The organism is Exiguobacterium alkaliphilum (genome assembly GCF_018138125.1).
In the GTDB taxonomy this organism is placed as follows: domain Bacteria; phylum Bacillota; class Bacilli; order Exiguobacteriales; family Exiguobacteriaceae; genus Exiguobacterium; species Exiguobacterium alkaliphilum.
The window spans coordinates 1254980-1279341 of record NZ_CP073101.1; the positions used below are offsets into that span (position 1 = coordinate 1254980).

At 52.7% G+C, this 24362-nt stretch carries 21 protein-coding genes, 1 pseudogene and 1 riboswitch; of the genes and pseudogenes, 15 read left to right on the plus strand and 7 right to left on the minus strand.

The features are described 5' to 3' along the window. Window positions 1–169: 169 nt before the first annotated feature. Window positions 170–1375 (plus strand): YibE/F family protein, encoded by a 1206-nt coding sequence (locus KB235_RS06525; protein ID WP_051690345.1) that lies wholly within the window; start codon window positions 170–172, stop codon window positions 1373–1375. 169 nt (window positions 1376–1544) lie between these two features. Here KB235_RS06525 and glpX read toward each other — a convergent pair whose 3' ends face one another. After that, complete coding sequence (gene glpX, locus KB235_RS06530) at window positions 1545–2525, minus strand: class II fructose-bisphosphatase (protein WP_034817260.1); 981 nt, start codon at window positions 2523–2525, stop codon at window positions 1545–1547. A gap of 158 nt (window positions 2526–2683) precedes the next feature. On the opposite strand from glpX, the gene KB235_RS06535 reads away from it, so the two are divergent. After that, window positions 2684–3127, plus strand: coding sequence for a DUF86 domain-containing protein (locus tag KB235_RS06535; protein WP_211780798.1), 444 nt, complete (start codon window positions 2684–2686; stop codon window positions 3125–3127). 4 nt (window positions 3128–3131) lie between these two features. Further along, on the plus strand, window positions 3132–3911 hold the full coding sequence (locus KB235_RS06540; RefSeq protein WP_211780799.1) for a TIGR01457 family HAD-type hydrolase: 780 nt from the start codon (window positions 3132–3134) through the stop codon (window positions 3909–3911). A gap of 19 nt (window positions 3912–3930) precedes the next feature. Here the strand turns inward: KB235_RS06540 and KB235_RS06545 are convergent, their stop codons facing one another. Continuing rightward, window positions 3931–4188, minus strand: coding sequence for a NifU family protein (locus KB235_RS06545; RefSeq protein WP_232819607.1), 258 nt, complete (start codon window positions 4186–4188; stop codon window positions 3931–3933). Window positions 4189–4290: 102 nt separating this feature from the next. Between KB235_RS06545 and KB235_RS06550 the strand changes: the two genes are divergently transcribed. Beyond that, complete coding sequence (locus KB235_RS06550; RefSeq protein ID WP_211780800.1) at window positions 4291–4572, plus strand: DUF1462 family protein; 282 nt, start codon at window positions 4291–4293, stop codon at window positions 4570–4572. 257 nt (window positions 4573–4829) lie between these two features. Beyond that, window positions 4830–5966, plus strand: a complete 1137-nt coding sequence (locus tag KB235_RS06555) for an RNA-guided endonuclease TnpB family protein (protein ID WP_211780801.1) — start codon at window positions 4830–4832, stop codon at window positions 5964–5966. Window positions 5967–6040: 74 nt separating this feature from the next. Here the strand turns inward: KB235_RS06555 and KB235_RS06560 are convergent, their stop codons facing one another. Both KB235_RS06560 and KB235_RS06565 read right to left on the minus strand, forming a co-directional pair. Next, the gene (locus KB235_RS06560; protein ID WP_211780802.1) at window positions 6041–7477 is read right to left on the minus strand and encodes a S8 family serine peptidase; all 1437 of its coding nucleotides are present in this window, start codon (window positions 7475–7477) and stop codon (window positions 6041–6043) included. Between the two features lie 271 nt (window positions 7478–7748). Next, window positions 7749–8804, minus strand: a complete 1056-nt coding sequence (locus tag KB235_RS06565) for an NAD(P)/FAD-dependent oxidoreductase (protein ID WP_211780803.1) — start codon at window positions 8802–8804, stop codon at window positions 7749–7751. A 98-nt stretch (window positions 8805–8902) separates the two neighbouring features. On the opposite strand from KB235_RS06565, the gene KB235_RS06570 reads away from it, so the two are divergent. Both KB235_RS06570 and KB235_RS06575 read left to right on the plus strand, forming a co-directional pair. Then, on the plus strand, window positions 8903–9139 hold the full coding sequence (locus tag KB235_RS06570) for a YuzB family protein (RefSeq protein WP_034804163.1): 237 nt from the start codon (window positions 8903–8905) through the stop codon (window positions 9137–9139). Between the two features lie 202 nt (window positions 9140–9341). Then, window positions 9342–10553 carry a NupC/NupG family nucleoside CNT transporter gene (locus KB235_RS06575; protein WP_034817272.1) on the plus strand — a complete coding sequence of 404 codons (1212 nt, stop codon included), beginning with the start codon at window positions 9342–9344 and terminating at the stop codon, window positions 10551–10553. A gap of 174 nt (window positions 10554–10727) precedes the next feature. On the opposite strand, the gene KB235_RS06580 is transcribed toward KB235_RS06575, so the two are convergent. Then, window positions 10728–11315 carry an ECF transporter S component gene (locus KB235_RS06580; RefSeq protein WP_211780804.1) on the minus strand — a complete coding sequence of 196 codons (588 nt, stop codon included), beginning with the start codon at window positions 11313–11315 and terminating at the stop codon, window positions 10728–10730. A gap of 161 nt (window positions 11316–11476) precedes the next feature. Then, a riboswitch (FMN riboswitch) is annotated at window positions 11477–11618 on the minus strand. A gap of 97 nt (window positions 11619–11715) precedes the next feature. Here KB235_RS06580 and KB235_RS06585 point away from each other — a divergent pair. Continuing rightward, window positions 11716–12072: a HesB/IscA family protein gene (locus KB235_RS06585; protein WP_034804156.1), complete on the plus strand. Its 357-nt coding sequence runs from the start codon at window positions 11716–11718 to the stop codon at window positions 12070–12072. Between the two features lie 107 nt (window positions 12073–12179). Then, window positions 12180–13034 carry a Rossmann-fold NAD(P)-binding domain-containing protein gene (locus tag KB235_RS06590; protein ID WP_211780805.1) on the plus strand — a complete coding sequence of 285 codons (855 nt, stop codon included), beginning with the start codon at window positions 12180–12182 and terminating at the stop codon, window positions 13032–13034. A 39-nt stretch (window positions 13035–13073) separates the two neighbouring features. On the opposite strand, the gene KB235_RS06595 is transcribed toward KB235_RS06590, so the two are convergent. Further along, entirely contained in the window at window positions 13074–14051 is a 978-nt protein-coding gene (locus KB235_RS06595) for an NAD(P)/FAD-dependent oxidoreductase (protein ID WP_211780806.1), read from the minus strand. 267 nt (window positions 14052–14318) lie between these two features. Here KB235_RS06595 and KB235_RS06600 point away from each other — a divergent pair, with 267 nt between their 5' ends. The 5 genes and pseudogenes from KB235_RS06600 to ptsG (KB235_RS06620) all read left to right on the plus strand — a co-directional run bounded on the left by KB235_RS06600 (window position 14319) and on the right by ptsG (KB235_RS06620) (window position 20802). Further along, window positions 14319–15530: an NAD(P)/FAD-dependent oxidoreductase gene (locus KB235_RS06600; RefSeq protein ID WP_211780807.1), complete on the plus strand. Its 1212-nt coding sequence runs from the start codon at window positions 14319–14321 to the stop codon at window positions 15528–15530. Between the two features lie 118 nt (window positions 15531–15648). Then, window positions 15649–15966: a YuiB family protein gene (locus KB235_RS06605; RefSeq protein ID WP_034805322.1), complete on the plus strand. Its 318-nt coding sequence runs from the start codon at window positions 15649–15651 to the stop codon at window positions 15964–15966. 105 nt (window positions 15967–16071) lie between these two features. After that, window positions 16072–16917 carry a glucose PTS transporter transcription antiterminator GlcT gene (gene glcT, locus KB235_RS06610; protein ID WP_211780808.1) on the plus strand — a complete coding sequence of 282 codons (846 nt, stop codon included), beginning with the start codon at window positions 16072–16074 and terminating at the stop codon, window positions 16915–16917. Between the two features lie 216 nt (window positions 16918–17133). Continuing rightward, a pseudogene (gene ptsG, locus KB235_RS06615) lies at window positions 17134–18633 on the plus strand (glucose-specific PTS transporter subunit IIBC); the annotation flags it as partial. A 138-nt stretch (window positions 18634–18771) separates the two neighbouring features. Continuing rightward, window positions 18772–20802: a glucose-specific PTS transporter subunit IIBC gene (gene ptsG, locus KB235_RS06620; RefSeq protein WP_211780810.1), complete on the plus strand. Its 2031-nt coding sequence runs from the start codon at window positions 18772–18774 to the stop codon at window positions 20800–20802. A 46-nt stretch (window positions 20803–20848) separates the two neighbouring features. Here ptsG (KB235_RS06620) and ptsP read toward each other — a convergent pair whose 3' ends face one another. Then, window positions 20849–22567: a phosphoenolpyruvate--protein phosphotransferase gene (gene ptsP / locus KB235_RS06625; protein WP_034814656.1), complete on the minus strand. Its 1719-nt coding sequence runs from the start codon at window positions 22565–22567 to the stop codon at window positions 20849–20851. 330 nt (window positions 22568–22897) lie between these two features. Between ptsP and KB235_RS06630 the strand changes: the two genes are divergently transcribed. Then, a complete protein-coding gene (locus KB235_RS06630; RefSeq protein WP_034814658.1) occupies window positions 22898–24337 on the plus strand; it encodes a leucyl aminopeptidase in 1440 nt (479 codons plus the stop codon). Window positions 24338–24362: the final 25 nt, after the last annotated feature.

A 24362-nucleotide genomic window follows, 5' to 3' on the forward strand; every position in this document is an offset into this window, starting at 1 on the left:
ATCCTCGTATACCATTCGTATCCGTTAACGTGGCATCAATAGACAACCGATCCTTTTATATTACAGTTCAATATAAAAATGAAGATATGAGATGAATCAACATACTCCTTTGCTATAATATATTTTCATTGTTGTCATATTGATTGCACAAAAAGGAGAAAGAAATAACATGTTTAGATTCGTCACCCTCATGATTTTTGCGCTTCTACTGATTCCGTCTTCTGTCTTCGCAAGCTACACGCCACCACCGATGAACCCAGGCGAAGAGGAAATGATGTATGAGATGCCAGATACCGTCAATACAACTGCCCGCGTCCTTGAAGTCGTTGAAGAGAGGACAGAAATAGAGGAAATAACACAAGAGGAACGAGAGTTTCAGCTATTAAATGTCGAGATCTTATCTGGTGAGTACAAAGGCCAGGAAATCGAGATTGAAGGCTTCAATTATGTCGACACGTATTTTGCGAACAGCAATTTTTGGTTTAAGGAAGGGGACCGCATTACCGTCGGACTTCAAATCGAAAATGGTGAAATCACGCGCGCTTACCCAATCGGTTACACGAGGGATGTGCCGACCTACCTTCTAGGTGGGTTATTCATCGCGCTGTTACTCCTCTTTGGGAAAATGAAAGGTCTTAAGTCGGTCATTACGTTAGGGCTGACCGTCTTTATTCTCTTCAAGTTTATGATTCCATATTTGTTAGAAGGGTATAATCCGGTAATGCTAGTTCTTGTTACCGGCGCCATCGTCACGACGCTAACGTTCGTGATCGTAAGTGGTATTTCCCGGAAAACGCTTGCTGCGATTACCGGAACGGTCGGCGGATTAGGTGCGGCAGCTTTGATTTCTTTTCTATTCATGAGTCTGATGAAACTGTCCGGTTTTCATGGGGAGGAAGAAATCATGCTCGGCATGCTTGATTCAGAAAACGCGATTGATTTATCCGGCCTCTTGCTCGCTGGGATCATCATCGGGGCGCTCGGTGCCGTCATGGATGTCGCGATTTCGATTGCCTCATCGCTTGAGGAAATCAAACGAAACAATCAACACGCGACGTATAAAGACCTGTTCAAGTCCGGAATGAACGTAGGCGGGGACATCATGGGTACGATGGCGAACACGTTGATTCTCGCTTATGTCGGGGCCTCCTTGCCGATTCTCTTACTGATGAATGCGTATGAATATCCTTTCGGTCAATTAATCCATATGGAACTGTATAGTGTGGAAATCCTGAGGACGCTTGCTGGGAGTATCGGTCTCGTGCTCGCCATTCCGATCACGGCGCTCGTCTCGGCGTTCTTGCTTAGTAAAGGAGAAATCCAGACAGCGCAAGATTCAACGACTCGGATTGGTGACCGAGATACAGGCTCATAACGAATATCGTAAACGATTCATCAATCTGATCATATCAGGTGGCCCCGGTCTTGCTTTGGGGCCATCTTTTTTGTGAGGTGATTGCCAGCGAAACGCGTTCGACCAGAAAAAAACCTGTACGGCGTCCCTTTAAAAAGGGAGAGGCCATACAGGTTTCAAAGCAGATTGATCAGACGTTCACTGGTTGCTTCTGCAAATAGGGTTTGAGTGAGAGCGTATGCTCGGCGACGACTTTACGAATCGTCTTCGTCTTCGAGCGCATGACGAGCGACGTCGTCTCGACGATGTCGTCCGTCAAGAACTTGACGCCGTCGAGCAGTTCACCGGTCGTGACACCGGTTGCGGCGAAGATGCAATCATCGCTCTTGACAAGGTCATCGAGTGTGAGCAATTGGAGCGGGTCTTCAATCCCCATCGAGATGACGCGTGCCGTCTCTTCTTCGTTCATCGGGTGCAGGCGAGCTTGCATATCGCCACCGAGCGCTTTGACGGCCGCTGCCGTGATGACGCCTTCCGGTGCGCCGCCCGTCGAGATGAAAATATCGATCGGGTTCGATTTGACGGCTGCAGCGATTCCAGCCGATACGTCACCATCTTCGAACAATTTGACGCGGGCGCCCATCTGAATGGCCGCTTGTCGCAAATGCTCATGACGGTCCCGGTCCTGCATGATGACCGTCACTTCCTCAATTCGTTTTCCGTTATACAAGGCTGCCTTCTCGATGATCGATTCGAGCGGTTCGTCGAGCGAGACTTTCCCTTTCAAGTTCGGTCCGACGACGAGTTTGTCCATATACATATCTGGCGCGTGGAGGAGGGCGCCTTTATCAGCGACGGCGATGACGACCATCGCGTCTCCGAGGCCTTTGGCGACAATCGACGTCCCTTCGAGCGGATCGACAGCGATGTCGACTTCAGGACCGAACGTCGTCCCGAGACGCTCGCCGATGTAGAGCATTGGCGCCTCGTCGAGTTCACCTTCGCCGATGACGACCGTCGCATCCATGTTGACTGTGCCGAGCACTTCTCGCATCGCCGACGTCGCGGCGTCGTCCGCTTCGTTCTTCTGACCGCGACCGATCCATTTTGATGAGGCGAGTGCGGCTGCTTCTGTTGCTCGTACGATTTCTAACGCTAATTCTCGTTCCATAGTGTTGTACCCTCCACGTGATATCTATTTAATGTGACATACTAATTAAAGTGTTTATCCGTGTATTAGTGTATCACAATAAAAGAAATGATGTAAATAGGGGAGTTTCTTTTCTCGTTCTTCAAAAAAGATTATGATAAGGGACAGGGGGGATTCGAATGTATTTTGTGAATAGAGAAAAAATCAATGCGACATTGGCCCATATGGAAGCGATGCTCGACCGAATCGATGGACTCGTCGGGGACGCGTTCACGGTCGAACTGGCAAAGGAACGGCTCGCCGTCCACTTGATGGAAGGCGTCATTGACGTCGGGAACTCGATGATTGACGGGTTCATCATGCGTGATCCGGGGAGTTACGAGGACATCGTCGACATCTTGCTCGACGAGCGAGTGCTCGATGCGACGACCGCGGAGGCGACCAAATCGTTGGTGGCGTTACGCGCCTACTACGTCCGCGAGTTCGTCACGTCCGACAGCGCGAGGTTTGATGACTGGGTCGCATCCTCACTTGAGGACTTCCGAACGTTCCCGGAACAGGTCCGACGCTATCTTGAAGTCGAGCTCGGGCCGGTGTCGGCATTTCTACCAGAAAGCGAGTGATTGGATGGAGACGATTAAAGGCTATTTATTTGATTTAGACGGGACGATGTATGCGGGGACGGCCCCGATTCAAGCAGCCGTCGATTTCGTGAACCGACTTGAGGCGACGGGGTTCCCGTACTTGTTCGTGACGAACAACGCCTCGATGACGCCGGCCCAAGTCGCGGACAAGCTCGTCAAGATGGGCGTCCATGTGACCCCGGAGCACGTGTTGACGAGTGCGATGGCGACGGCACGTTATATCGAGAAGATGACGCCGGGGGCGACGGTTTACATGATTGGCGAAGACGGGCTCCGCATCGCGCTTGAAGAGCGCGGTTTCGTAATAACGGATGAACCGAAAGCGGATTACGTCGTGATCGGGTTAGACCGTCACATCACGTATGAGAAGCTGGCCAAGGGGGCGCTCGCGATTCGAAGCGGGGCGCGCTTCATCTCAACGAACGGAGACATCGCGATCCCGACCGAACGCGGCTTCTTACCGGGGAACGGGGCGCTCACGTCCGTGCTCGCGGTCACGACAGAGAAAGAGCCGTTCTTCATCGGCAAGCCGGAACCGGTCATGGTCGATATCGCCTTGGAGATGATCGGGCTCTCGAAAGAACACGTCGTCATGGTCGGCGACAACTACCATACGGACATCTTGTTCGGCATTAACGGCGGGATTCGGACGCTTCACGTCAACTCAGGCGTCCACGGACCGGCGTTCATCCGGGAACAAGAAAAACTCCCGACCTACATGGTCGAGAGTTTAGATGAGTGGATGCACGAAAAAAAGGGATGACACACGTCTCCCTTTTTGTTTAGAATACTTGTTCGACTTCGACGATGCCAGGCACTTCTTCGATGAGCGCGCGCTCAATGCCGGCTTTCAATGTGATGGTCGAAGACGGGCAGCTGCCGCAAGCACCCATCAAACGGAGTTTGACAATGCCTTCTTCTACATCGACGAGTTCGACGTCACCGCCGTCGCGAAGCAAGAACGGGCGTAATTTATCGAGTACTTCTTGGACTTGATCGAACATTTCCATGGTATCTACCCCTTTCTGGTTCCCTTTCATTCTAGCAAGTTTGAGATTGTTTCTCAATCATTAACGCTGAGCGTTTCCATCCCTGCATCGGGAACGCGTTTTGTATAATAAGAAACAAGAGGGGGAATCGCCATGAAAATCACAGTATATGGGACTGAAGTCCAGTGCGCGAGTTGCGTCGGGGCACCGAGTTCGATTGAAACGTACGAATGGTTGCAAAGCGCACTCGGCCGCAAGTATCCAGAGCACCATTTCGAGTTCGAATATATCGATTTCGAGACGGTCGAGGATGAGTTTTCTGAGGCACTCAAACAAGATGAGTGGTTTTATCCGCTCGTGCTCTTGAATGGGGAAGTCGTGGACGAAGGGGTCGTCCAGTTGCGGAAAGTATATGCCGCCATCGACCAAGTGTAAAAAAAAGTCGGACGTGTCCAAAGGACGCGGCCGACTCTTTTTTTAACTAAAATAGGCGATTCATCTCCCACCTCTAAGCGGCTCAGGGCGAAGCCCAGCGAAGGTGGGAGATGAATCGCCCGTCCCCGACGCCTTCGGCCACCGCTGTGACGGAACGACGAACAAAAGTTCGTGACTCCGTCAGATTTCATCGCCCCCTCCGCGGGTATCGGAATGGGACGAGACTCATCCTGACACCCGGCAAAGGAGGGGAGGACATGCTGAAAGGCTACAAATACCGGCTCCACCCGACCGCGGCACAGGCCGAGTTCCTAATCAAGACGATCGGCTGTGCCCGCTTCATCTACAACAAACTGCTCGAGGACCGCATCACCATCCACGAGGAGGCGAAGGCGGGCGGCGGGCCGAGGCGGAAACCGCCGACGCCGGCCTCCTACAAGCCGCTGTTCCCGTTCCTGTGCGAGGCGGACAGCCTCGCGCTCGCGAACGCGAAGCTGCACCTCGACGCGGCGTTCGCGAGGTTCCTCGCCGGGACGGCCGGCTTCCCGGTGTTCAAGTCGAGACGGAGGTCGCGCGCCTCCTACACGACGAACAACCAGCACGGCACGATCCGCATCGAGGGGGACCGCGTACGGCTCCCGAAGGTCGGGTTCGTCCGCTTCACACAGCACCGCGGCTTCGACGGCGAGATCCGGTCGGCGACCGTGTCGATGACGAGGACGGGCAGGTTCTTCGTGTCGCTCCTCGTCGAGCAGGCCGACGAGCCGTGGGTCCCGGCCGAGCACATCATCGGGGTCGACCTCGGGCTGGAGCACTTCGCCACCATGACGAACGACGACCTCGTCACGGAGAAGGTCCCGAACCCGCGCAACCTGCGAAAGGCCGAGGCGCGGCTCAAACAAGCGCAGCGCGCCCTCGCCCGCAAGAAGCCGGGAAGCAACAACCGCGAGAAGGCCCGGCTCCTCCTCGCGAAGAGACACGAACAGGTCAAGAACCGACGGCACGACTTCCTCCACAAGCTGTCAAGGCGCATCGTCGACGAGAACCAAGTCGTCGTGGTCGAGACACTCCGAGCGAGGGAGATGATGCAAGACCGCCGTCTGGCGAAGTCGATCGGGGACGCCGGATGGGGCGAGTTCGTCCGCCAACTCTCTTACAAATGCAGGTTCTACGGACGGACGCTGATCAAGGCCGACCCATGGTTCGCCTCGACCCAGATCTGTTCGGCCTGTGGCGAGAACGGCGGCAAGAAGGGGTTGGACATCCGCGAGTGGACGTGTGCCGCGTGCGGCGCGCACCACGACCGCGACGTCAACGCGAGCCGCAACCTGTTGTGCCTCGCCGAGGAAATCATGTCTTCAGGGCAGGGACTGCCCGACGAGCTTGGCCCATAACCGTGGCTAGTCAAAGCACGGTCTTCCCAAGAAGCTCCCACTTCAATTTGCGAAGCGAATAAGTGGTGAGTAGTTCACCGGAGCTGGAATGACGTCGTCGCCGAACCGGCCGTGTAGCCTGAGAGCGTCGCGTCTGATTTCACTTGATACGTGCCTTTTTGTGAAGAAGACGTCGTCGAGAGCGTGAACGTGATCGAACCGTTCGCTGCCGTCTTGCCTGTCCCTGTCAACGTCGCGCCGTTCGGTTGTGTGACCGTCACGCGGACGTCCGCGTTGGCGACAGCTTGACCGTTCGCATCACGAACCGTCGATGAGATCGAGACTTGTTCACCGGCAGTGTACGTTGCTTTTGACGTTGTGACCGTCGTCGCGAGCGCTTGAACTGGTTGCGATGTGCCGCCAGAAGCTGGAGCTTGAACGAGCCCGTTACCGAACCACGTGTCGCGACCAGTCGGACCGAGATCGATGACGTCTTGCGACAAGCGTGTGCGGAGTTGCGATGCTGAGAGTGATGGATACGCTTGTTTCATGAGCGCCAAGTTACCCGCGACGTAAGGTGTCGCCATCGATGTACCGCTCAATGGACCGTAGCCGCCATTGTAAAGCGTCGAGTTGATGTTCACACCTGGAGCTGCGACTTCGACCGTGCTACCTGTCGCTGAGAACGAGGCGCGGTTGTTGTTGATATCCGTCGCTGCGACCGCGATGGCTGAGCTGTAACGAGCCGGGTAGTTGACGAGGTCGCCTGTTCCGTCGGCGCGTCCGTTGTTCCCGGCAGCAGCAACGACGAGGATGCCGGCGTTATTGGCGCGGTCGACGACTTGTTGAAGTGTTGACGAGTGACTCGTCGTACCTAAGCTCAAGTTGATGATGTCCATTTGATTCGAGATCGACCAGTCGATTCCGGCGATGATACTCGATAAGCTACCGCTACCGTTTGCTTCAAGTGCTTTGACGGCATAGATGCTCGCTTCGTGGGCGATTCCGACCGTTCCGATGCTGTTGTTGCGAGCGGCGATAATTCCGGCAACGTGAGTCCCGTGACCGTTGTCGTCGGCGTATGAGCTTGTCACGCTACTGAACGAGGCACCGCCCGAGATCGTTAAGTCAGGGTGTGCCGAGATGCCGGTATCGACGACGGAGATTTTGACGCCTTTCCCGGTGAATCCACTTTGCCAAGCGGCCGGCGCTTTTAGCTTTGGAATGCCCCAGTCTTGTGTCTGGTTTTCGATTTGAACCGTTTGGTCGACTTCGACGTGGGCGATGTTCGGGTTGTTCTTCAAGCCATTAAGTGCAGCTTTTGGCACTTCGAGCGCCGCGGCCGGAATGTTCGCGTATTGCTGACGAACTTCGAGTCCAGGAATCGAGAGCGGGTTCTTCTTGGCCGAATCCTTGAATACGACGATGACACGTTCTTTCCCGTTGTCGCTAGACGCATCCGCGACTTGTGGAGCAGATGACAAGACGAGAAGCGAGGCGAGGACGGTACTGCAAAGTTTTTTCTTCTTCAATGTGGTTCCCCCTTTAGGTTATGTAGGCGTTATTGACGCGTCCGCCGGTCCGATGAGGCGACGAGCGACGCATGTTGTTTGCCGTGTCCATAATGTAACAAGGATTTCCATTGGGATGTAGATGTCAATTGTATCAATATTCTGAATATTAAAAATGTGGAAACGGGGACATCGGTTCAGGACTTTTGTCACGCCCATGCGGATTCGCAAAACGTTCCGGACGTGAAAAGACGCGACCTCCATAAAGGAAGTCGCGACTTCAACTGAACCGTTATTTAATGACTTTATGCTTCCAGAGTATGCCGGACTTGAGTAACCGCGCTACTTTCCCAGTGAGCGATTGTTTGCCCATGAAGACGCCGAAGCCGGCTTTCTTTCCGAGCGAACCGAGCGTCCCACGGAGTTTGATCGCTGGCAAGTCGGGATATGCCACGCCTTTCCATTTGCAGAGCAACACTTGGACGATTTGCTCGGCCTGTGCCTCTGCCAATTGACCGGAAGGGGCGTAAGGCAGGCTCGCGTTATCCCCGACGATGAAGACGTCCGGCGCTTCCGGGACGTGATGATGCGATGTCAACTTGACTCGACCACCGCCGTCGAGTTCCCATCCTTGATTCCGGACGACGGCGACCGGTTGAATACCGGCCGTCCAGACAATCAGGTCTGAGGCGAAGAGGTCGTCGTGATTCCATAACCCGTCTGCATCGACGCGGGTGATGTTGGCGTTGTTGATGACGTCGACACCGTGGTCTTCAAACCAGGACTGGACGTACATCGAGACGCGATTCGACAAGAACGATAAGACGGAAGGACCGCGGTCGAAGAGACGGACGGTTAAATCCGGGCGGCTTTCACGAAGCTCGCTGGCGAGCTCGACGCCAGACAGTCCGGCTCCGACGATGGAGACGACAGAACCGGGTGAGAGCCCGTTGATGGCCTGTTGCGTCTTCCGTGATTCTTCGAGCGTCTGGATGCTATACGTGAACTCGGCTGCACCGGGCACGTTATGGTATTTGTCCTCACAGCCAAGCCCGATGACGAGGTCGTCATACGGAACTTTTTCCCCGCTTGCAAGGAGTACCATTTTGTCATTCGTGTCGATGTCCGTCACTTGGCCGTATATGTAGTCGATTCCTTCCGGGAAGTCGACTCGGATGTCACGATCTGACACCGTTCCCGCGGCCAAAGCATAATACTCTGTTTTTAATCCATGATAAGGCAGGCGATCGACGAGTGTGATCGAGATGTCATTCAGCTGATGGCTGAGCACACGTTCGATGACACGCATTCCCCCGTAACCGCCCCCTAAGACGACTAATTTGCGCATAAAAATCCCCCTTTGTTACTCTTTAACTGTATCATGTTATAATCTGCCGTAGAAGAACCATTTTCCTGATTCTATAGGAAAGAAAGACGGTGAAAGCAATGATGAATCCAATCATCGAGTTCTGTGCCTCGAACTTAGCGATGGGCTCTCAAATCGCCCGCGCCAAGCTCGAAAGCGACCCTGACCTCGACGTCGTCGAGTACGGTTGTACCGGCTATTGCGGCGTCTGTGCGCTCGACTTGTTTTGTCTCGTCGATGGAGAGGTCGTGACGGGAGAGACGCCCGAAGAACTCGTGACGAACGTATATGAAAAAATCGAAGAGATGGCATGGTAAAAAGTTTGGAGTTTCTTCAAACTTTTTTTCTTTTTGACCCGTTGCTTTTTTAAAAACGGTCTGTTATATTCAAAGAGGTTCGAATGTAGGTTGTCTGACGTTTAACATCAAAAAAAGAAAGCGTTTCAAACGGTAGGACACATCTCTTTTCGGGTATGACACAAATAATAGCTTTTCTTAATATGAAAGGAGCACAACACCAATGAAAATCATGAGTGTGGTTGGTATTTTGGCACTAATTGGAATCGCTTACATCTTTTCAACCAACCGTAAAGCCATCAAGTGGCGCACAGTCTTAGCGGCGTTCGCGATTCAGTTCTTGTTCGCCTTCCTCGTCCTTTACACTTCAGCAGGGCGGGCCGTCTTACTTTGGATCTCGGAAGGGGTTCAAAACGTGTTGAACACGGCGAACGCAGGAATTAGCTTCGTCTTCGGTACAGCTGTAGGCGGGGACAACTTCGTCTTCGCATTCCAAGTCTTGACGATTATCGTCTTCATGTCTTCGCTTATCGCACTTCTTTATTATATCGGCGTCATGCAGTGGGTCATCCGGATCCTCGGGACGGCGCTCGCGAAAGCGCTCGGCACGTCACGTAAAGAGTCGCTCTCGGCGACGGCGAACATCTTCGTCGGTCAAACAGAAGCACCGCTCGTCATCAAACCGTATCTTCCTTCGATGACACAATCAGAGCTCTTCGCAGTCATGGTCGGTGGTCTCGCCTCGGTTGCCGGTTCGGTACTTGCTGGATACGCCGCACTTGGTGTCCCGCTTTCATACTTGCTCGCAGCGAGCTTCATGGCTGCTCCAGCAGGTCTCATGTTCGCGAAGATCATCGTTCCTGAGACGGATGAGCCGGATGACAACATCGAAATCGCGGAAGATGAAGAGAACAAAGCAGCGAACTTCGTCGATGCGGCCGCACGCGGTGCCTCGGACGGTCTCTTCCTCGCCTTGAACGTCGGTGCGATGCTTCTCGCCTTCGTTTCATTGATTGCACTCGTCAACTTGATTCTCGGTGGAATCGGTGGCTTGTTCGGATTCGGTGACCTTACGGTTCAATTGATTCTTGGTTATGTGTTTGCTCCACTCGCATTCGTCATCGGTGTTCCTTGGGCAGATGCCGTTCAGTTCGGTAGCTTCCTAGGACAAAAACTTGTCTTGAACGAGTTCGTTGCCTTCTCTGAGTTCGCACCAATCATTGGCACAGGTGAGCTTTCGGCTCGTACGGAAGCCATGACGGCGTTCGCACTCTGTGGATTCGCCAACATCTCGTCGCTCGCAATCCTTCTCGGTGGTCTTGGTGGTATGGCGCCAAACCGTCGCGGTGACATCGCACGGATGGGTGTCCTTGCAATCCTCGCAGGTACGCTTGCAAACTTGATGTCAGCGACACTCGCTGGACTCCTTCTCTAATCGAATACGAGAGAATCAGAGCGATCACTTCGGTGGTCGCTCTTTTTTTGTAAGCACGCTGATCGTCCGTGACGAGATGCAGTCACTTCTCATAGCTTCGGCCAATTGGCGTGCCGGTTCTTTTCTTTATAACGGGTCCATAGAAAAAAGCACCTATTTCTAGGTGCTTTCCACTTATGCTTGGAGTTGCATGCGCTGGCGTTCGATCCACGGCTTCAATTTAATGAAGAGCGGGACGAACAATGCTGTAATCAACAACGCTTTAATGAGGTTGAACGGCAAGATTCCATAAAGGACGAGGTTCGTCTTCACAGCCGGATCGGCCATCTCAGCCATCCCGAAGAAGAACGCGTATGCCGGTAAGATGAGTAAATAGTTCAAGATTGCCAAGCTGAGCGCCATCGTGATCGTTCCGGCAAGAAGACCTGAAGCGAGCGCTTTGTTCGTTTTACGTTTATGGTAGAACCAAGCGACCGGATACATGAAGGCGACACCTGCGAAGAAGTTTGCAAGTTCACCGACCGGAACGCCGCCGCCGTTAAAGACATAATAAAGGACGTTTTTTAGAGCGACGACCACGACGCCTGCGAGTGGCGAGAAGACGATACCGGCGACGAGCGCTGGGATGTCACTGAAGTCCACTTTTAGGAACGGTGGTAGGAAAGGCAGCGGGAAGTTAAAGAGCATCAGTACGAATGAGATCGCCCCGAGCATCGATAACGTCACCAGTGTAGTCAATCGTTTGTTGCGCGTTGTTTTCATCAAAATCTCTCCTTTTGTCGCTCCTTGATGAATGGCACCCGTCGCATAGAAAAACCCGATTGCATCATAACAATCGGGAGAGTTTACGCGCATACGAAATAGATGTTTCCCGTCGCGGAAAAGACCACGTCAAAGAAAACATCCGAATATCGGTCGGATGCCGCCATCTTCTCCCATCCAGACTATACTGTCGGCTTTCGAATCTCACGAAATCAGCAAGCAACGCCTTGCTCGCTCACGGGCTGAGAAGAACTTGTCTTCAATACCGCCGGTCGGGAATTTCACCCTGCCCCGAAGATGGAACGATTTAATTTTTTTTGTTACAGTTTAGTTATACAAGATAATCCACAAAATCTCAAGCGAGTTGACTTGAGGTTAAGATAATGAAGGAGGAGTTCAGATGATTCATTTGACAGAATCAGCGGCGCTTCAGGTCATCGATATGATGAAACAGACCGAACGCCCCGATGGACAGTATTTACGGATCAAAGTACAAGGCGGTGGGTGTACCGGTCTGTCATACGGGATGGGATTCGACGAGGAAAAGACGGACAAGGACGTCCAGTTCGACCATCACGGGGTCCGCGTCATCGTCGCCGAGGCCGACCATGGAGTCGTCGACGGGCTCGAGATCGACTATAAGCAGTCGATGCTCGGTGGTGGATTCACGATCAAGAACCCGAACGCCATCGCGACGTGCGGTTGCGGTTCGAGTTTCCGGACGGCGACGAACGCCGGGACACCAGGAGATTGCTAAACGGGGAGGTTGCAGACATACGTCTGTGACCTTTTTTTGTTCGTAGGTTATTCCAAGGAAATGAACGGGAATATTGGAGACAGAAGGATGAAAAGGGGGCAGGGAGGATGAGAAAAGTACTGATTTTCGGTGGATCGCGCTATTTTGGTAAACGGCTGGCGCTTCGATTGGCAGAGGCGGGAGACGACGTGACGATTGTGACGCGAGGGCAACTGCAAGTACCGGAGGCGGAAGGCATCCGATCCATCAAAGGAGACCGTCAATCGGTGGCGACGATGAAAGACTTGTCACGGGAACGTTACGACCTTGTGTACGACAACATCTGTTTCACGCCCTATCAGGCGAAAATCGCAGCCGATGCGTTCATGGACCAAGTCGGGAAGTACGTGCTCACGTCGACGATGTCCGTGTACGCACCCGGCTCCGAGCTGAAGGAGAGTGACTTCAACCCGCTCCATTACGACTATCATCTCGATGCCGAGCACGATTACGGTCAAGGGAAGCGGGAGGCGGAATCGTACTTCTTCAACCGGGCCTCATTCCCGGTCGCGACCGTCCGGCTCCCGATTGTGCTCGGTCCTGACGACTATACGGACCGCCTCAAGTTTTACGTCGATGCGATTCGACGGGAAGAGCCGATCGTCCTCCATCGTCCGGAGGCGAAGATGGGCTTCATCTCAAGTTTTGAAGCGGCCGCTTTCTTGGAATGGGTCGGCCGGGCGAACGTGACCGGGCCGTTCAATGCCGCAAGCGAGGGGATCATCTCGATGGGGGCGCTCATGGAGCGAATCGGTCAACATCTCGACAAGCCGGTCCATATCATCAAAGACGGGGAATCTTCGCCTTACGACACGGACGTCGACTATTACATGTCGATTGCCGAGGCGAAGAAGGCGGGCTTCGTTTTCACGAAACTTGATGATTGGATCGACCGGGTCATCATCCAAACGATTCGCAAATGAAAAAACGGCCTCTCATCAATCGATGAGGGGCCGAATCACTTATTTCCCGGCAAATACCGAGGTCGAATGTTGTGGGTGACGCGCCGTCGGATCGACGAGCTGCTTCACTTGGTTGATGGCAATCGGGGCTTCACCGAAGCCTGTCGCGATCAGTTTGACTTTTCCTTCGTATGTGGCGATGTCTCCGCAGGCGAAGATGCCGGCGACCGTCGTCTCCATACGTGAGTCGACACGAATCGTGTTCTTCTCGAACTCCATACCCCAGTTCTTGATTGGGCCGAGTGACGAGACGAAGCCGTAGTTACAAATCAAGTCGTCGACTTCGATGAACTTCGACGCACCGTCTTTGTCCGTCAATTCGACCGACTCGATGTGCGTCTCTCCTGAGAGTGACTCGATGTTGTACGGCGTCCAAACGTTGATTGTCGAGGCTTTCATCTGCTCGACCGTATGTTCGTGGGCGCGGAAACGGTCACGACGGTGGACGATGTGCACTTCTTTGGCGATGCCTTCAAGCATGAGCGCCCAGTCGACAGCCGAGTCGCCGCCGCCGGCGATCATGACGCGGCGATCGCGGAACTTCTCCATGTTGTCGACGAAGTAATGTAAGTTCGCATAGTCTTCGCATCCATCGAGACCGAGCGGACGTGCGGCGAATGCCCCGTTCCCGGCTGTGATGATAATCGCTTTCGTATGGTACTCATCTTTGTTCGTCGTGATGTGGAACGTGCCGTCTTCAAGGCGTTCGACCGTTTCCACCGTCTCGCCGAGGCGATAGTCCTGTTCGAACTGATCGGCTTGAGCTTTCAGTTGGTCAATCAAATCTTGGGCTTTCACTTTTGGGAAGCCGGCAATGTCGTATATATATTTTTCTGGATAGAGCGTTGATAATTGGCCGCCGAGTTGTGGCAAGCTCTCAATCAACGTCGCATCGAGTTGGCGCATACCTGCATAAAATGCGGTGAACAACCCGACTGGGCCGCCACCGATGATGATCACATCTTTCGTCGATTTCATCGAATTCCTCCTCAAAACGTATACATTTATTATAATGACAATCGTCAATTAAATCCATTCTGTACAAACATGCAACAGATTCAAAAAAAATTCAAGAAGATAAGCTTTTCCATTGAGAAATCGAAACAAAGAGCGTACAATGGCATAGAAGCAATTGTGAACATTGGTTGAACAAGGTTTAGGCTTTATTGTGAACATCTATGTGAAAAAACACACAACATGATTGTTCAAGAAAACAAATCTAAGAAACATAAGGTGGAAATGAACATGAAACGACCTAACATTGTTATTCTCGGCGCAGGTTTTGGTGGATTGATCACAGCGGTCAACCTCCAGAAGACACTTTCAGCTGGAGATGCGAACATTACGCTTATCAACAAACATGATTACCACTATCAAACGACATGGCTCCATGAGCCGGCGGCAGGGACGATGAAACCTGAGCAAGCTCGTATTTACATCAACGACGTCGTCAACCCGTCACGAGTGAAATTTGTCAAAGGGATCGTCGATCGCGTCGATACTACGACTAAGCAAGTGTTGCTCACAGACGGCTCGACAGTCGAATATGATTACGTCGTGTTCGCGCTCGGCGGTGTTCCGGAAACGTTTGGTATCCCGGGCCTCAAAGAGAACGCGATGACGATCAGCTCGCTCAACAGCGTGCGTAAAATCAAAAACCATATCGAGTACTCATTCTCGGAATATAAATCAAACAACTCGGCAGATCGTTCATACGTGACAATCGTCGTCGGTGGTGCAGGCTTCACAGGAATCGAGTTCCTCGGTGAGCTCGTCAACCGAATCCCTGAACTTTGCAAACAGTATGACGTCCCACGCGAAGCGGTCCGCATCGTCAACATCGAGGCAGCTCCGACTGTCCTTCCTGGATTCGATCCAGACCTCACGACATACGCCCAGAAATGGCTCGAGCGCAACGGTGTCGAGATGAAGCTCGGTAACGGAATCAAAGGTGTTGAGCCGGGCGTTGTCACGTTCGGACCACTCCAAGGTGACACGACAGAGACGATTCACGCGAACACGATCATTTGGACAGGTGGCGTCAGCGGTAGCCCGATTATCGAGAAGTCAGGCTTTGAAGCGGTGCGTAACCGTGTCATGGTCGAGGCGGACAACCGTGCCCCTGGCCACGACAACGTCTTCATCATCGGTGACTGCTCGGCCGTCATGGACCCGGTATCGAACCGTCCATACCCGCCGACAGCTCAAATCGCGACACAACAAGCACACAACGTCGCGAAAAACATCGCCGCGCTCATCAACGGGAAATCGACTTCGAAATTCACGTACGAGAGCAAGGGGACTGTGGCGTCACTTGGTCACAACGATGGAATCGGGATCGTCATGGGTAAAAAAATCTTCGGTCGCAACGCTTCATTCATGAAGAAAGTGATTGACAACAAACACTTCCTCGAATTGAAGAAGTATGGACTCGTCCTTAAAAAAGGGAAGTTCTAAGCAATATGCTCCAGCCCGTTCCTCGGAACGGGCTTTTTTATTCACCGTTACCTCAATCTTTTTTGACCTGTTTGAGCGGTTTTCGGTATAATAGACGATGGGAAAAGGGGGCAATCATATGCATATCATCCAGGCTGTTATCGGCGCCATTTTATATTTGGTCATCTTCTTCAGCATCGGCTTCATCTTGAATATGTTACTGAAAAAGACGTGGACGCTCGTCTTCATCTATCCGATTTTCGTCATCTTGATGATTGATAACGTCAAGCTCTCTAGCTATGTCACGGAAACGTCGACCGCGCTCGCAAGCGTCTATGAACGATTGCTCGGGCTGCAGTTTCTTGACATCTTTATGCTCGGTTTCGGGTTGCTCGGTGCGATTTTAGCCGGGGTGACGATTCGATTCTTGCGCAAGAGCGGTTACTCGATGTTTTAAAGACGACAGAAATGTTCGTCTTTTTTGTTTTCCGCCTACTTTTTTAGGGGATGAACCGATATACTAAGTACGAAACGATTTTAGTGAGTAAGGGATGCGATACGAATGACATTACCGATGTATACGATCAAAAAAGTGTTGAATAATAGCGTTGTCATTTGTCAACATGATACGGATCCGGAAGTCATTCTACTCGGGAAGGGGATTGGCTTTGGCAAGAAGGCGGGCGATCTCGTCGACCCGGCCAGTGTCCCGGAGAAAGTGTATCAATTGACCGATAAAGAGGAGCAATCGCAATACCGTGAGCTCGTCAAGCATGTCGATGAAGACTTCATCGCCTTCATGCAAGAGATCGTCGGCTTCATCGAGACGAGTACGGGCAAAAAAGTCGATCAACATATCCATATCGGTTTGACCGACCATTTGTTCTTCACAATGAAACGAATCGAGCAAGGGATGGAAGTTACGAACCCGTTCCTCCTCGAGACCGAATCGCTCTATCCGAACGAGTATTCACTCGCCGAACGCATCGTCGACATGATTCATGAGCGGCTCGATGTGTTGTTGCCCGATGCTGAGATTGGCTTTATTGCGCTCCATATCCACTCGGCGACGACGTTCAAAAACGTCTTGGAAGTGAACCGGCACAACCAAATCATCGGCCAAATCGTCCAGACGATTGAGAGTCGGTTGAACGTCAAAATGGACCGGACTTCACTCGATTATAAGCGCTTACTTCGGCACTTACGGTACGCCGTTGAGCGGGTTGCGACGGGTGAGCTCGTCGAGGCCCCACAAAAAATAGAAAAGGTGTTGCGTGAAGAATATCCGCTATGCTACAGTACTGCTTGGGAGCTGATGGGCATCATGGAACGCGAGTTAAAGCGTCCTGTCCCGCGAGGTGAAGCGACATATTTGACGATGCATCTCCAGCGACTTACAAGTAGATAACTGATACCACGTATCTTACGTGTTACTGATTCGATCAGGCATGAGTAAGGAGTGGAACGGCTTACGATTTCTCCAATGGGAGAGGTCTACGTTCTGTCCCTTATTCATGCCTGTTTCTGTTTTTATAAACGTTTATTATGAAAACGTTTAGATACGTCGGTTGTCTGACATCTACGTCGTCCATTCGTATTACAAAAACAAGAAGGAGGATTTATCATGTTTAAGCAGATTTTTGGTGTTCTTCAAAAAGTCGGTAAAGCACTTATGCTTCCTGTTGCGATCTTACCGGCAGCCGGTCTTCTCCTTGCATTCGGTAACGCGATGCAAAACCCGGCCCTTACATCACGCGCTGGTTGGTTAACGAACGAAGGCGTCGTGAAATTCGCTCAGCTCATGGAGCAAGCGGGTGGCATTATCTTCGCGAACTTGGCACTCTTGTTCGCTGTCGGTGTCGCCATCGGGTTAGCAGGGGACGGCGTTGCCGGACTCGCAGCCATCGTCGGATTCCTCATCATGAACCAAGTCATGGGTATCTGGCTCGAGCTCACGCCTGACGTCATCGCACAAGGTGACCCGGCATACGCGACCGTGCTCGGTATCCCGACACTCCAAACTGGGGTATTCGGCGGGATTATCATGGGTCTGATTGCCGCCTGGGCATACAACAAGTATTACAACATCGAATTGCCGCAATTCCTTGGCTTCTTCGCTGGTAAGCGTTTCGTCCCAATCGTCACGGCTGTTGCCGCGGTCGTCGCTGGTTTCGTCATGCTTCTCATCTGGCCACCGGTACAAACTGGATTGAACGCGTTCTCAACTTTCATGTTGACTGAAAACCGCACGTTCGCGGCGTTCGTCTTCGGTTTGATTGAACGCTCATTGATCCCGTTCGGTCTCCACCACATCTTCTACTCACCGTTCTGGTTCGAGTTCGGTCAATACACAGATGCGGCGGGTAACATCGTCCGTGGTGACCAAGCGATCTTCTTCGCACAGATTCGTGATGGCGCTGAGTTGACAGCTGGTACGTTCATGACTGGTAAATACCCGTTCATGATGTTCGGTCTTCCGGCTGCAGCACTCGCGATGTACCATGAAGCACGTCCAGAACGTAAAGCAGTCGTCGGTGGTCTCTTGGCTTCGGCAGCACTCACATCGTTCTTGACTGGTATCACTGAGCCGATCGAGTTCTCATTCTTGTTCGTCGCTCCACTCTTGTTCGCTGTACACGCCGTTTTCGCTGGCCTTTCATTCATGGTCATGCACATCTTGAACGTCAAAATCGGGATGACGTTCTCGGGCGGTTTGATCGACTACCTTCTCTTCGGTGTACTTCCTAACCGTACAGACTGGTGGCTCGTCATTCCGGTCGGTCTCGTGTTCGCAGTCGTTTACTACTTCGGATTCCGTTTCGTCATCCGTAAGTTCAACCTTAAAACACCGGGCCGTGAAGATGAAGTCGTTGAGCAATCAACTGCTACAGGTTCGGAACTTGCACAAGATATCCTCGTTGGGTTCGGTGGTTCACAAAACATCAAACACTTAGACGCTTGTATCACACGTCTTCGCGTCGAAGTGAAAGATAAGAACCAAGTGAACAAAGAAGAGTTGAAACGTCTTGGGGCAGCTGGTGTCCTTGAAGTCGGAAACAACATTCAAGCCATCTTCGGACCACGCTCGGATGCATTGAAATCAGAAATGCAAGCCGTTATCGCGTCAGGTAACGAAAAGAAAGCCAACTAATTCTAGTGGAAAGCCAATCCTTCAGGGGGTGGCTTTTTTGTGTCCGGAAACGGTTTCAGGCATATGTCAGATGGGGAAAAGTAAGTATTCTGACAAAAGGAGGGAACCAAGATGTGGAAGAAAGTGTTTGGTGTCTTGCAACGGATCGGGAAGGCACTCATGCTTCCGGTTGCGATTTTACCGGCAGCCGGTCTTTTACTCGCGTTCGGTACCGCATTCCAAAACCCTGATCTCGTCGCGCTCTTACCTTTCTTGGCAAACGATTCACTCGTCCTCGTCTGGCAGGTCATGACCGATGCCGGGGATATCGTGTTTGCCAATCTCGGCTTGCTGTTCGCCGTCGGTGTCGCCATCGGGCTAGCCAACGGGGACGGGGTTGCCGGGTTAGCAGCTATCGTCGGGTATTTGATTATGAACAAAGTTATTAGCACATGGAACGGGATCACTGCAGAAATCGTCCAAGGGGACCCACAGTATGCGACCGTGCTCGGGATTCCGACGCTCCAGATGGGGGTGTTCGGGGGGATTATCGCCGGTCTCGTCGCCGCATTTGCCTACAACAAATACTTTAACATCAAGTTGCCAGAGTTTTTAGGGTTCTTTGCCGGCAAACGGTTCGTCCCGATCGCCACTGCGGCGTTCAGTTTGATTATCGGGATCGCACTCGCCTATGTCTGGCCGCCAATCGGGGTCGCGATTAACACGTTCTCGCGTACGATCATCGAAGCGAACGTGGCCGTCTCGGCTTTCGTTTTCGGTCTGGTCGAGCGTTCGTTGATTCCGTTCGGGCTTCACCACATCTGGTACTCTCCTTTTTGGTTCCAGTTCGGTGAATATACGAACCAAGCTGGTGACCTCGTCCAAGGGGACCAGCGCATCTTCTTCGCGCAGCTTCGTGACGGGGTCGAGTTCACAGCCGGGACGTATATGACCGGGAAATTCCCGTTCATGATGTTCGGGTTGCCGGCTGCTTGTCTTGCGATGTATCATACCGTACCGAAAGAACGTCGGAAAAACGTCGAAGGCCTCTACTTCTCGGCAGCGCTCACGTCGTTCCTTACAGGGATCACAGAGCCGGTCGAGTTCTCATTCGTCTTCGTTGCGCCACTCTTGTTTGCGATTCACGCCGTCTTCGCCGGTCTCTCCTTCATGACGATGCACTTACTAAACGTCAAGATCGGGATGACGTTCTCCGGTGGATTGATTGACTACTTGTTGTTCGGGGTGTTACCGAACCGGACCGCATGGTGGCTCGTCATCCCGGTCGGTCTCGTATTCGCCGTCATCTATTACTTCGGATTCCGTTTCGCGATTCAAAAATTCGACTTGAAGATTCCGGGTCGTGAAGCCGCGGTCGAAGGGAAAGAAGGGCGTACTTCCGTCGGAGACGATTTACCGCATGAAGTACTTGTCGGTCTCGGCGGTCCAGAAAACATTAAACACCTTGACGCTTGTATCACGCGCCTACGTGTCACGGTCAACGACGTCAAGCAAGTCGATAAAGATTTGCTGAAAGACCTCGGCGCAGCGGGCGTGCTCGAAGTCGGGGATAATATCCAAGCGATCTTCGGACCGAAGTCGGACACGCTCAAGTCACAGATTGCTGCGATCATCGAAGGAGGCGAATATAAGCCGAAAGAAAAAGCGGTCATCACATCGGAAGCTGCCGAACAGGCGGACCATCGCTTCCTCGCACCGATGTCCGGTGTCATCCTCTCGCTCGATGACGTGCCGGACCAAGTGTTCTCGGGCCGCATGATGGGTGAAGGTTTCGCCATCGAGCCGAGCGCGGGCCAAGTCGTGTCACCGGTCACCGGTCAAATCACGACGTTCTTCCCGACGAAACATGCGATCGGGTTGCTCGCGTACGATGGACGCGAGATTCTCATCCACGTCGGTCTCGATACGGTCAATTTGAAAGGGGAAGGTTTCACCTCGAAAGTGAAAGAAGGCGACCGGGTCGAGGCGGGAGACGTGTTGCTTGACGTCGACCTCAACCTCATTCGCGACCGGGTGCCATCGCTCATCACGCCGATTATTTGGACGAACGGGGATGGCAAACGCGTCATCGTACCGTTCGGGGAAACCGTCGTCGCCGGTGAGGCGCTCGATTTCAGAACGGATGACAAAGGAGCAGAATAAATAACAAAAGATGGCTCTCGCACACTCGCGAGAGCCATCTGTTTGATTACGCTTTAATGTCGAACTTTTCGCTTAAGAAGTTCACGACTTCTTCTGCTGTGTCCATGTTGAGTACTTCGTTGACGATCGCTTCTGTTTCTGACTTCGTCAAACGCTTCACGAGGCTACGTGCACGCAAGACGCTCGAAGCCGACATCGAGAACTCGTCAAGTCCAAGTCCGAGAAGGATTGGAATCGCGAGCTCTTCCCCTGCCATCTCGCCACACATGCCGACCCATTTGCCTGCTTTGTGTGCTTCTGTGATGACGTTGTGGAGAAGGTTCAAGATGGCCGGGTTGAACGGCTGATACAAGTACGAGACCTTCTCGTTCATGCGGTCCGCTGCCATCGTGTATTGAATCAAGTCGTTCGTACCGACCGAGAAGAAGTCGACTTCTTTCGCGAACTGCTTCGCCATGACGGCAGTTGACGGAATCTCGACCATCATCCCTGTCTCATAGTTACCGACAGCGATGCCTTCTGCTTTCAATTTCGCTTCTTCTTCGAGAAGGAGGGCTTTCGCCGCACGGAACTCTTCGAGTGTCGCGATCATCGGGAACATGATGGCGAGGTCGCCGTGAGCCGACGCCCGGAGAAGGGCGCGGAGCTGAGTGCGGAACAAGTCCGTCTCTTCGAGGCAAAGGCGAATCGCGCGATAGCCGAGGAACGGGTTCATTTCTTTCGGCAAGTCGAGGTAAGACAATTCTTTGTCGCCGCCGATATCGAGTGTACGGATGACAACTTGTTTGCCTTCCATACCTTCGAGCACTGATTTGTAGGCGTTGTACTGTTCTTCTTCTGTCGGGAACGTCTCAGAGTCCATATAAAGGAACTCGGTACGGTAGAGGCCGATTGCGTCTGCTCCGTTTTTGAGTACGCCTTCAAGGTCGTTCGGTGTCCCAATGTTGGCCGCAAGTTTCACTTTATGACCGTCCGCCGTGACCGACTCTTCGTTGACGAGTTGCTTCAATTCTTCTTTGTATGCTTCGAACGACTCACGTTTTGCAACGTATTCGTTGAGGAGCTCTTCTGAAGGATTGACGAACACGTCGCCTTCTGTTCCATCGATGACGACGACATCGCCATTTTTGATTTCTTCAAGTGCCACTTTCGTTCCGACGACAGCCGGGATTTCGAGTGAGCGTGACATGATTGCCGAGTGAGATGTACGTCCGCCAATGTTCGTTGCGAACCCTTTGACGTACTTACGGTTAAGTTGTGCTGTGTCAGATGGCGTCAAGTCTTCTGCGATGATGATGACTTCTTCAGAGATTGAAGCCGGTGTCATGAATGTCACGCCGAGGATGTGGGCCATGACGCGTTTTGTGACGTCACGTACGTCTGCTGCCCGCTCACGCATGTACTCGTTGTCCATTGATTCAAAGATCATGATCATCGTCTGCGCGACTTCGTCGAGCGCTTTCGCAGCGTTCATGTGTTCGCTTTCAATTTTCTCGTTCACTTGGGAAACGATTTCCGGATCTTCCACGATGAGCAAGTGTGCCGAGAAAATCTCTGCCTTGTCTTCGCCGAGCTCACGGAGTGTGATTTCGCGAATTTCTTCAAGTTCGACTTTCGATTGCGCGATTGCCGCATCGAAGCGAGCCTTTTCAGCTGCTACATCCTCGATTTTGTTCGTTGGGATGTCGAATGAAGGTGTTTCCATGACGAATGCTTTTGCGACTGCGATTCCTGCAGATGCGCCAATACCTTTAATGTGTGACATAAGCGTAGTCCCTCTCTTCAAAGAAATAGTGTGCTTCCGACGTTACCTCGTTAGTTCTTACCCGAAATGAAAAAGGAATTAACGAAAGTGCGGAAGATTAGAGTAGCAACGGTCTGCGACTAGGGGAAGCCTCGACCGAACAAAATGGCCTCACCTCAACTGTGAGGGATGCCGGATTGCGTACTTACCTATCCTATCATAAAATAAATCGTCGTCACAACGAGGAGATAGCGCTTGAATTCGAAGATTTCTTGACTCTTGCGCATACCGTTTCATTATTTCAGAGAAGTTCGTTATGCTAACTATATATAAAGAAGGGAAGTGGCACATATGTATCAAGTGAAAGAGCTAGATTGGAACGGGTCGTACGAGACGATCGTGGTCGGAATCGGGGCGGCCGATACGATTGAGGAAGGACTCGACACGCTTTATAACGGGCGCGTCAAGTCGCTCATCCAAACCGCTGACATCTCGACGAAGACAGGGGAAGTCTCAATCGTCCCGACGTTCGAAGGTTCAGTGAAGCGCGTCGTCTTCGTCGGCCTCGGACAACGAAACGACATCACGACGGAACAGATGCGCAAATGGTTCGGCAAAGTCGCCAAGGAAGTCAAGACACGAGGATTCGCGGACGTCGCCATCGCCCTCGAGACGTTCGGTGCTTCCGGTGAGCTTTTCGCTGAGGCGTATGAGTTGGCCACGTATGAGCATCCTACATACAAATCGGACCCGAAATCGGCCGTGGCTGACGTGACGATCACCCTTTGTGGTGACGTCGACGAGGCCGCGGTCCAAAGAGGCGCGGCAAGAGGCCGTGGTGTGAACATCGCCCGTTCGTTGACGATGATGCCGGCGAACATTTTGACGGCCGAAGCACTCGCTGACTATGCGGTCGAATTGGCGGAGCGGAACGGATTCAAGCATCGTATCCTCGACAAGGAAGAGATGGAGGGGCTCGGGATGGGGGCGCTCCTCGCCGTCAACCAAGGGTCGACGTTGCCGCCGAAGCTGATCGTTCTCGAATATAACGGCGCAGGGGAAGACGCGCCGATTGCGATCGTCGGGAAAGGCGTCACGTTTGATACGGGCGGTTACTCGATTAAACCAAAAGACGGAATCGTCGGCATGAAAGGCGACATGGGCGGTGCGGCGACGGTGCTCGGCTTGTTCGAGACGCTTGCGACGACGAAACCTGCCGTCAACGTGCTCGGTGTCATCCCGGCGACAGACAACATGATTTCAGGTGATGCGTTCAAGCCGGATGATGTCATCACGGCGATGAACGGGAAGACGATTGAAGTGTTGAACACGGACGCGGAAGGACGCCTCGTCCTCGCGGATGCGGTGACGTTCGCGAAGACGTATGAGCCACAAGCAATCATTGACGTGGCGACGCTCACGGGCGGTGTCCTCGTCGCACTTGGTACGGAAGTGACGGGCTGTTTGACGAATGATGATTCGCTCTATGGTGCGCTCGAGACGGCGAGCCGGGAAACGAACGAGCTCGTCTGGCAGATGCCGTACTTTGACGTGTTCATCAACCAAGTGCGGAAGTCGGAAGTGGCCGACTTGAACAACTCGCCAGGCCGTTACGGGCATATGATTTTCGGTGGCGCGTTCGTTGGTGAGTTCGTCGGCGACACGCCGTGGCTTCACCTCGATATCGCCGGCACGAGCGATCGTGCTACGGCGAACGAACTCGGTCCAAAAGGACCGACGGGCGTCATGGTCCGCACACTTTCTACTTTACTCGACGGGTGGAATCGGTGAAACTAGGATTGGGATTGGTTGGCCT

Excerpts from the sequence above, each read along its gene's own strand:
- KB235_RS06600 (WP_211780807.1), top strand. The coding sequence starts at position 14,319 with ATGAAACGACCTAACATTGTTATTCTCGGCGCAGGTTTTGGTGGATTG.
- KB235_RS06550 (WP_211780800.1), top strand. The coding sequence starts at position 4,291 with ATGAAAATCACAGTATATGGGACTGAAGTCCAGTGCGCGAGTTGCGTC.
- KB235_RS06590 (WP_211780805.1), top strand. The coding sequence starts at position 12,180 with ATGAGAAAAGTACTGATTTTCGGTGGATCGCGCTATTTTGGTAAACGG.
- ptsG (WP_211780810.1), top strand. The coding sequence starts at position 18,772 with ATGTGGAAGAAAGTGTTTGGTGTCTTGCAACGGATCGGGAAGGCACTC.
- KB235_RS06545 (WP_232819607.1), bottom strand. The coding sequence starts at position 4,188 with ATGAAAGGGAACCAGAAAGGGGTAGATACCATGGAAATGTTCGATCAA.
- KB235_RS06605 (WP_034805322.1), top strand. The coding sequence starts at position 15,649 with ATGCATATCATCCAGGCTGTTATCGGCGCCATTTTATATTTGGTCATC.
- KB235_RS06595 (WP_211780806.1), bottom strand. The coding sequence starts at position 14,051 with ATGAAATCGACGAAAGATGTGATCATCATCGGTGGCGGCCCAGTCGGG.
- KB235_RS06565 (WP_211780803.1), bottom strand. The coding sequence starts at position 8,804 with ATGCGCAAATTAGTCGTCTTAGGGGGCGGTTACGGGGGAATGCGTGTC.
- glpX (WP_034817260.1), bottom strand. The coding sequence starts at position 2,525 with ATGGAACGAGAATTAGCGTTAGAAATCGTACGAGCAACAGAAGCAGCC.
- glcT (WP_211780808.1), top strand. The coding sequence starts at position 16,072 with ATGACATTACCGATGTATACGATCAAAAAAGTGTTGAATAATAGCGTT.
- ptsP (WP_034814656.1), bottom strand. The coding sequence starts at position 22,567 with ATGTCACACATTAAAGGTATTGGCGCATCTGCAGGAATCGCAGTCGCA.
- KB235_RS06585 (WP_034804156.1), top strand. The coding sequence starts at position 11,716 with ATGATTCATTTGACAGAATCAGCGGCGCTTCAGGTCATCGATATGATG.
- KB235_RS06630 (WP_034814658.1), top strand. The coding sequence starts at position 22,898 with ATGTATCAAGTGAAAGAGCTAGATTGGAACGGGTCGTACGAGACGATC.
- KB235_RS06535 (WP_211780798.1), top strand. The coding sequence starts at position 2,684 with ATGTATTTTGTGAATAGAGAAAAAATCAATGCGACATTGGCCCATATG.
- KB235_RS06540 (WP_211780799.1), top strand. The coding sequence starts at position 3,132 with ATGGAGACGATTAAAGGCTATTTATTTGATTTAGACGGGACGATGTAT.
- KB235_RS06575 (WP_034817272.1), top strand. The coding sequence starts at position 9,342 with ATGAAAATCATGAGTGTGGTTGGTATTTTGGCACTAATTGGAATCGCT.
- KB235_RS06580 (WP_211780804.1), bottom strand. The coding sequence starts at position 11,315 with ATGAAAACAACGCGCAACAAACGATTGACTACACTGGTGACGTTATCG.
- KB235_RS06555 (WP_211780801.1), top strand. The coding sequence starts at position 4,830 with ATGCTGAAAGGCTACAAATACCGGCTCCACCCGACCGCGGCACAGGCC.
- KB235_RS06525 (WP_051690345.1), top strand. The coding sequence starts at position 170 with ATGTTTAGATTCGTCACCCTCATGATTTTTGCGCTTCTACTGATTCCG.
- KB235_RS06570 (WP_034804163.1), top strand. The coding sequence starts at position 8,903 with ATGATGAATCCAATCATCGAGTTCTGTGCCTCGAACTTAGCGATGGGC.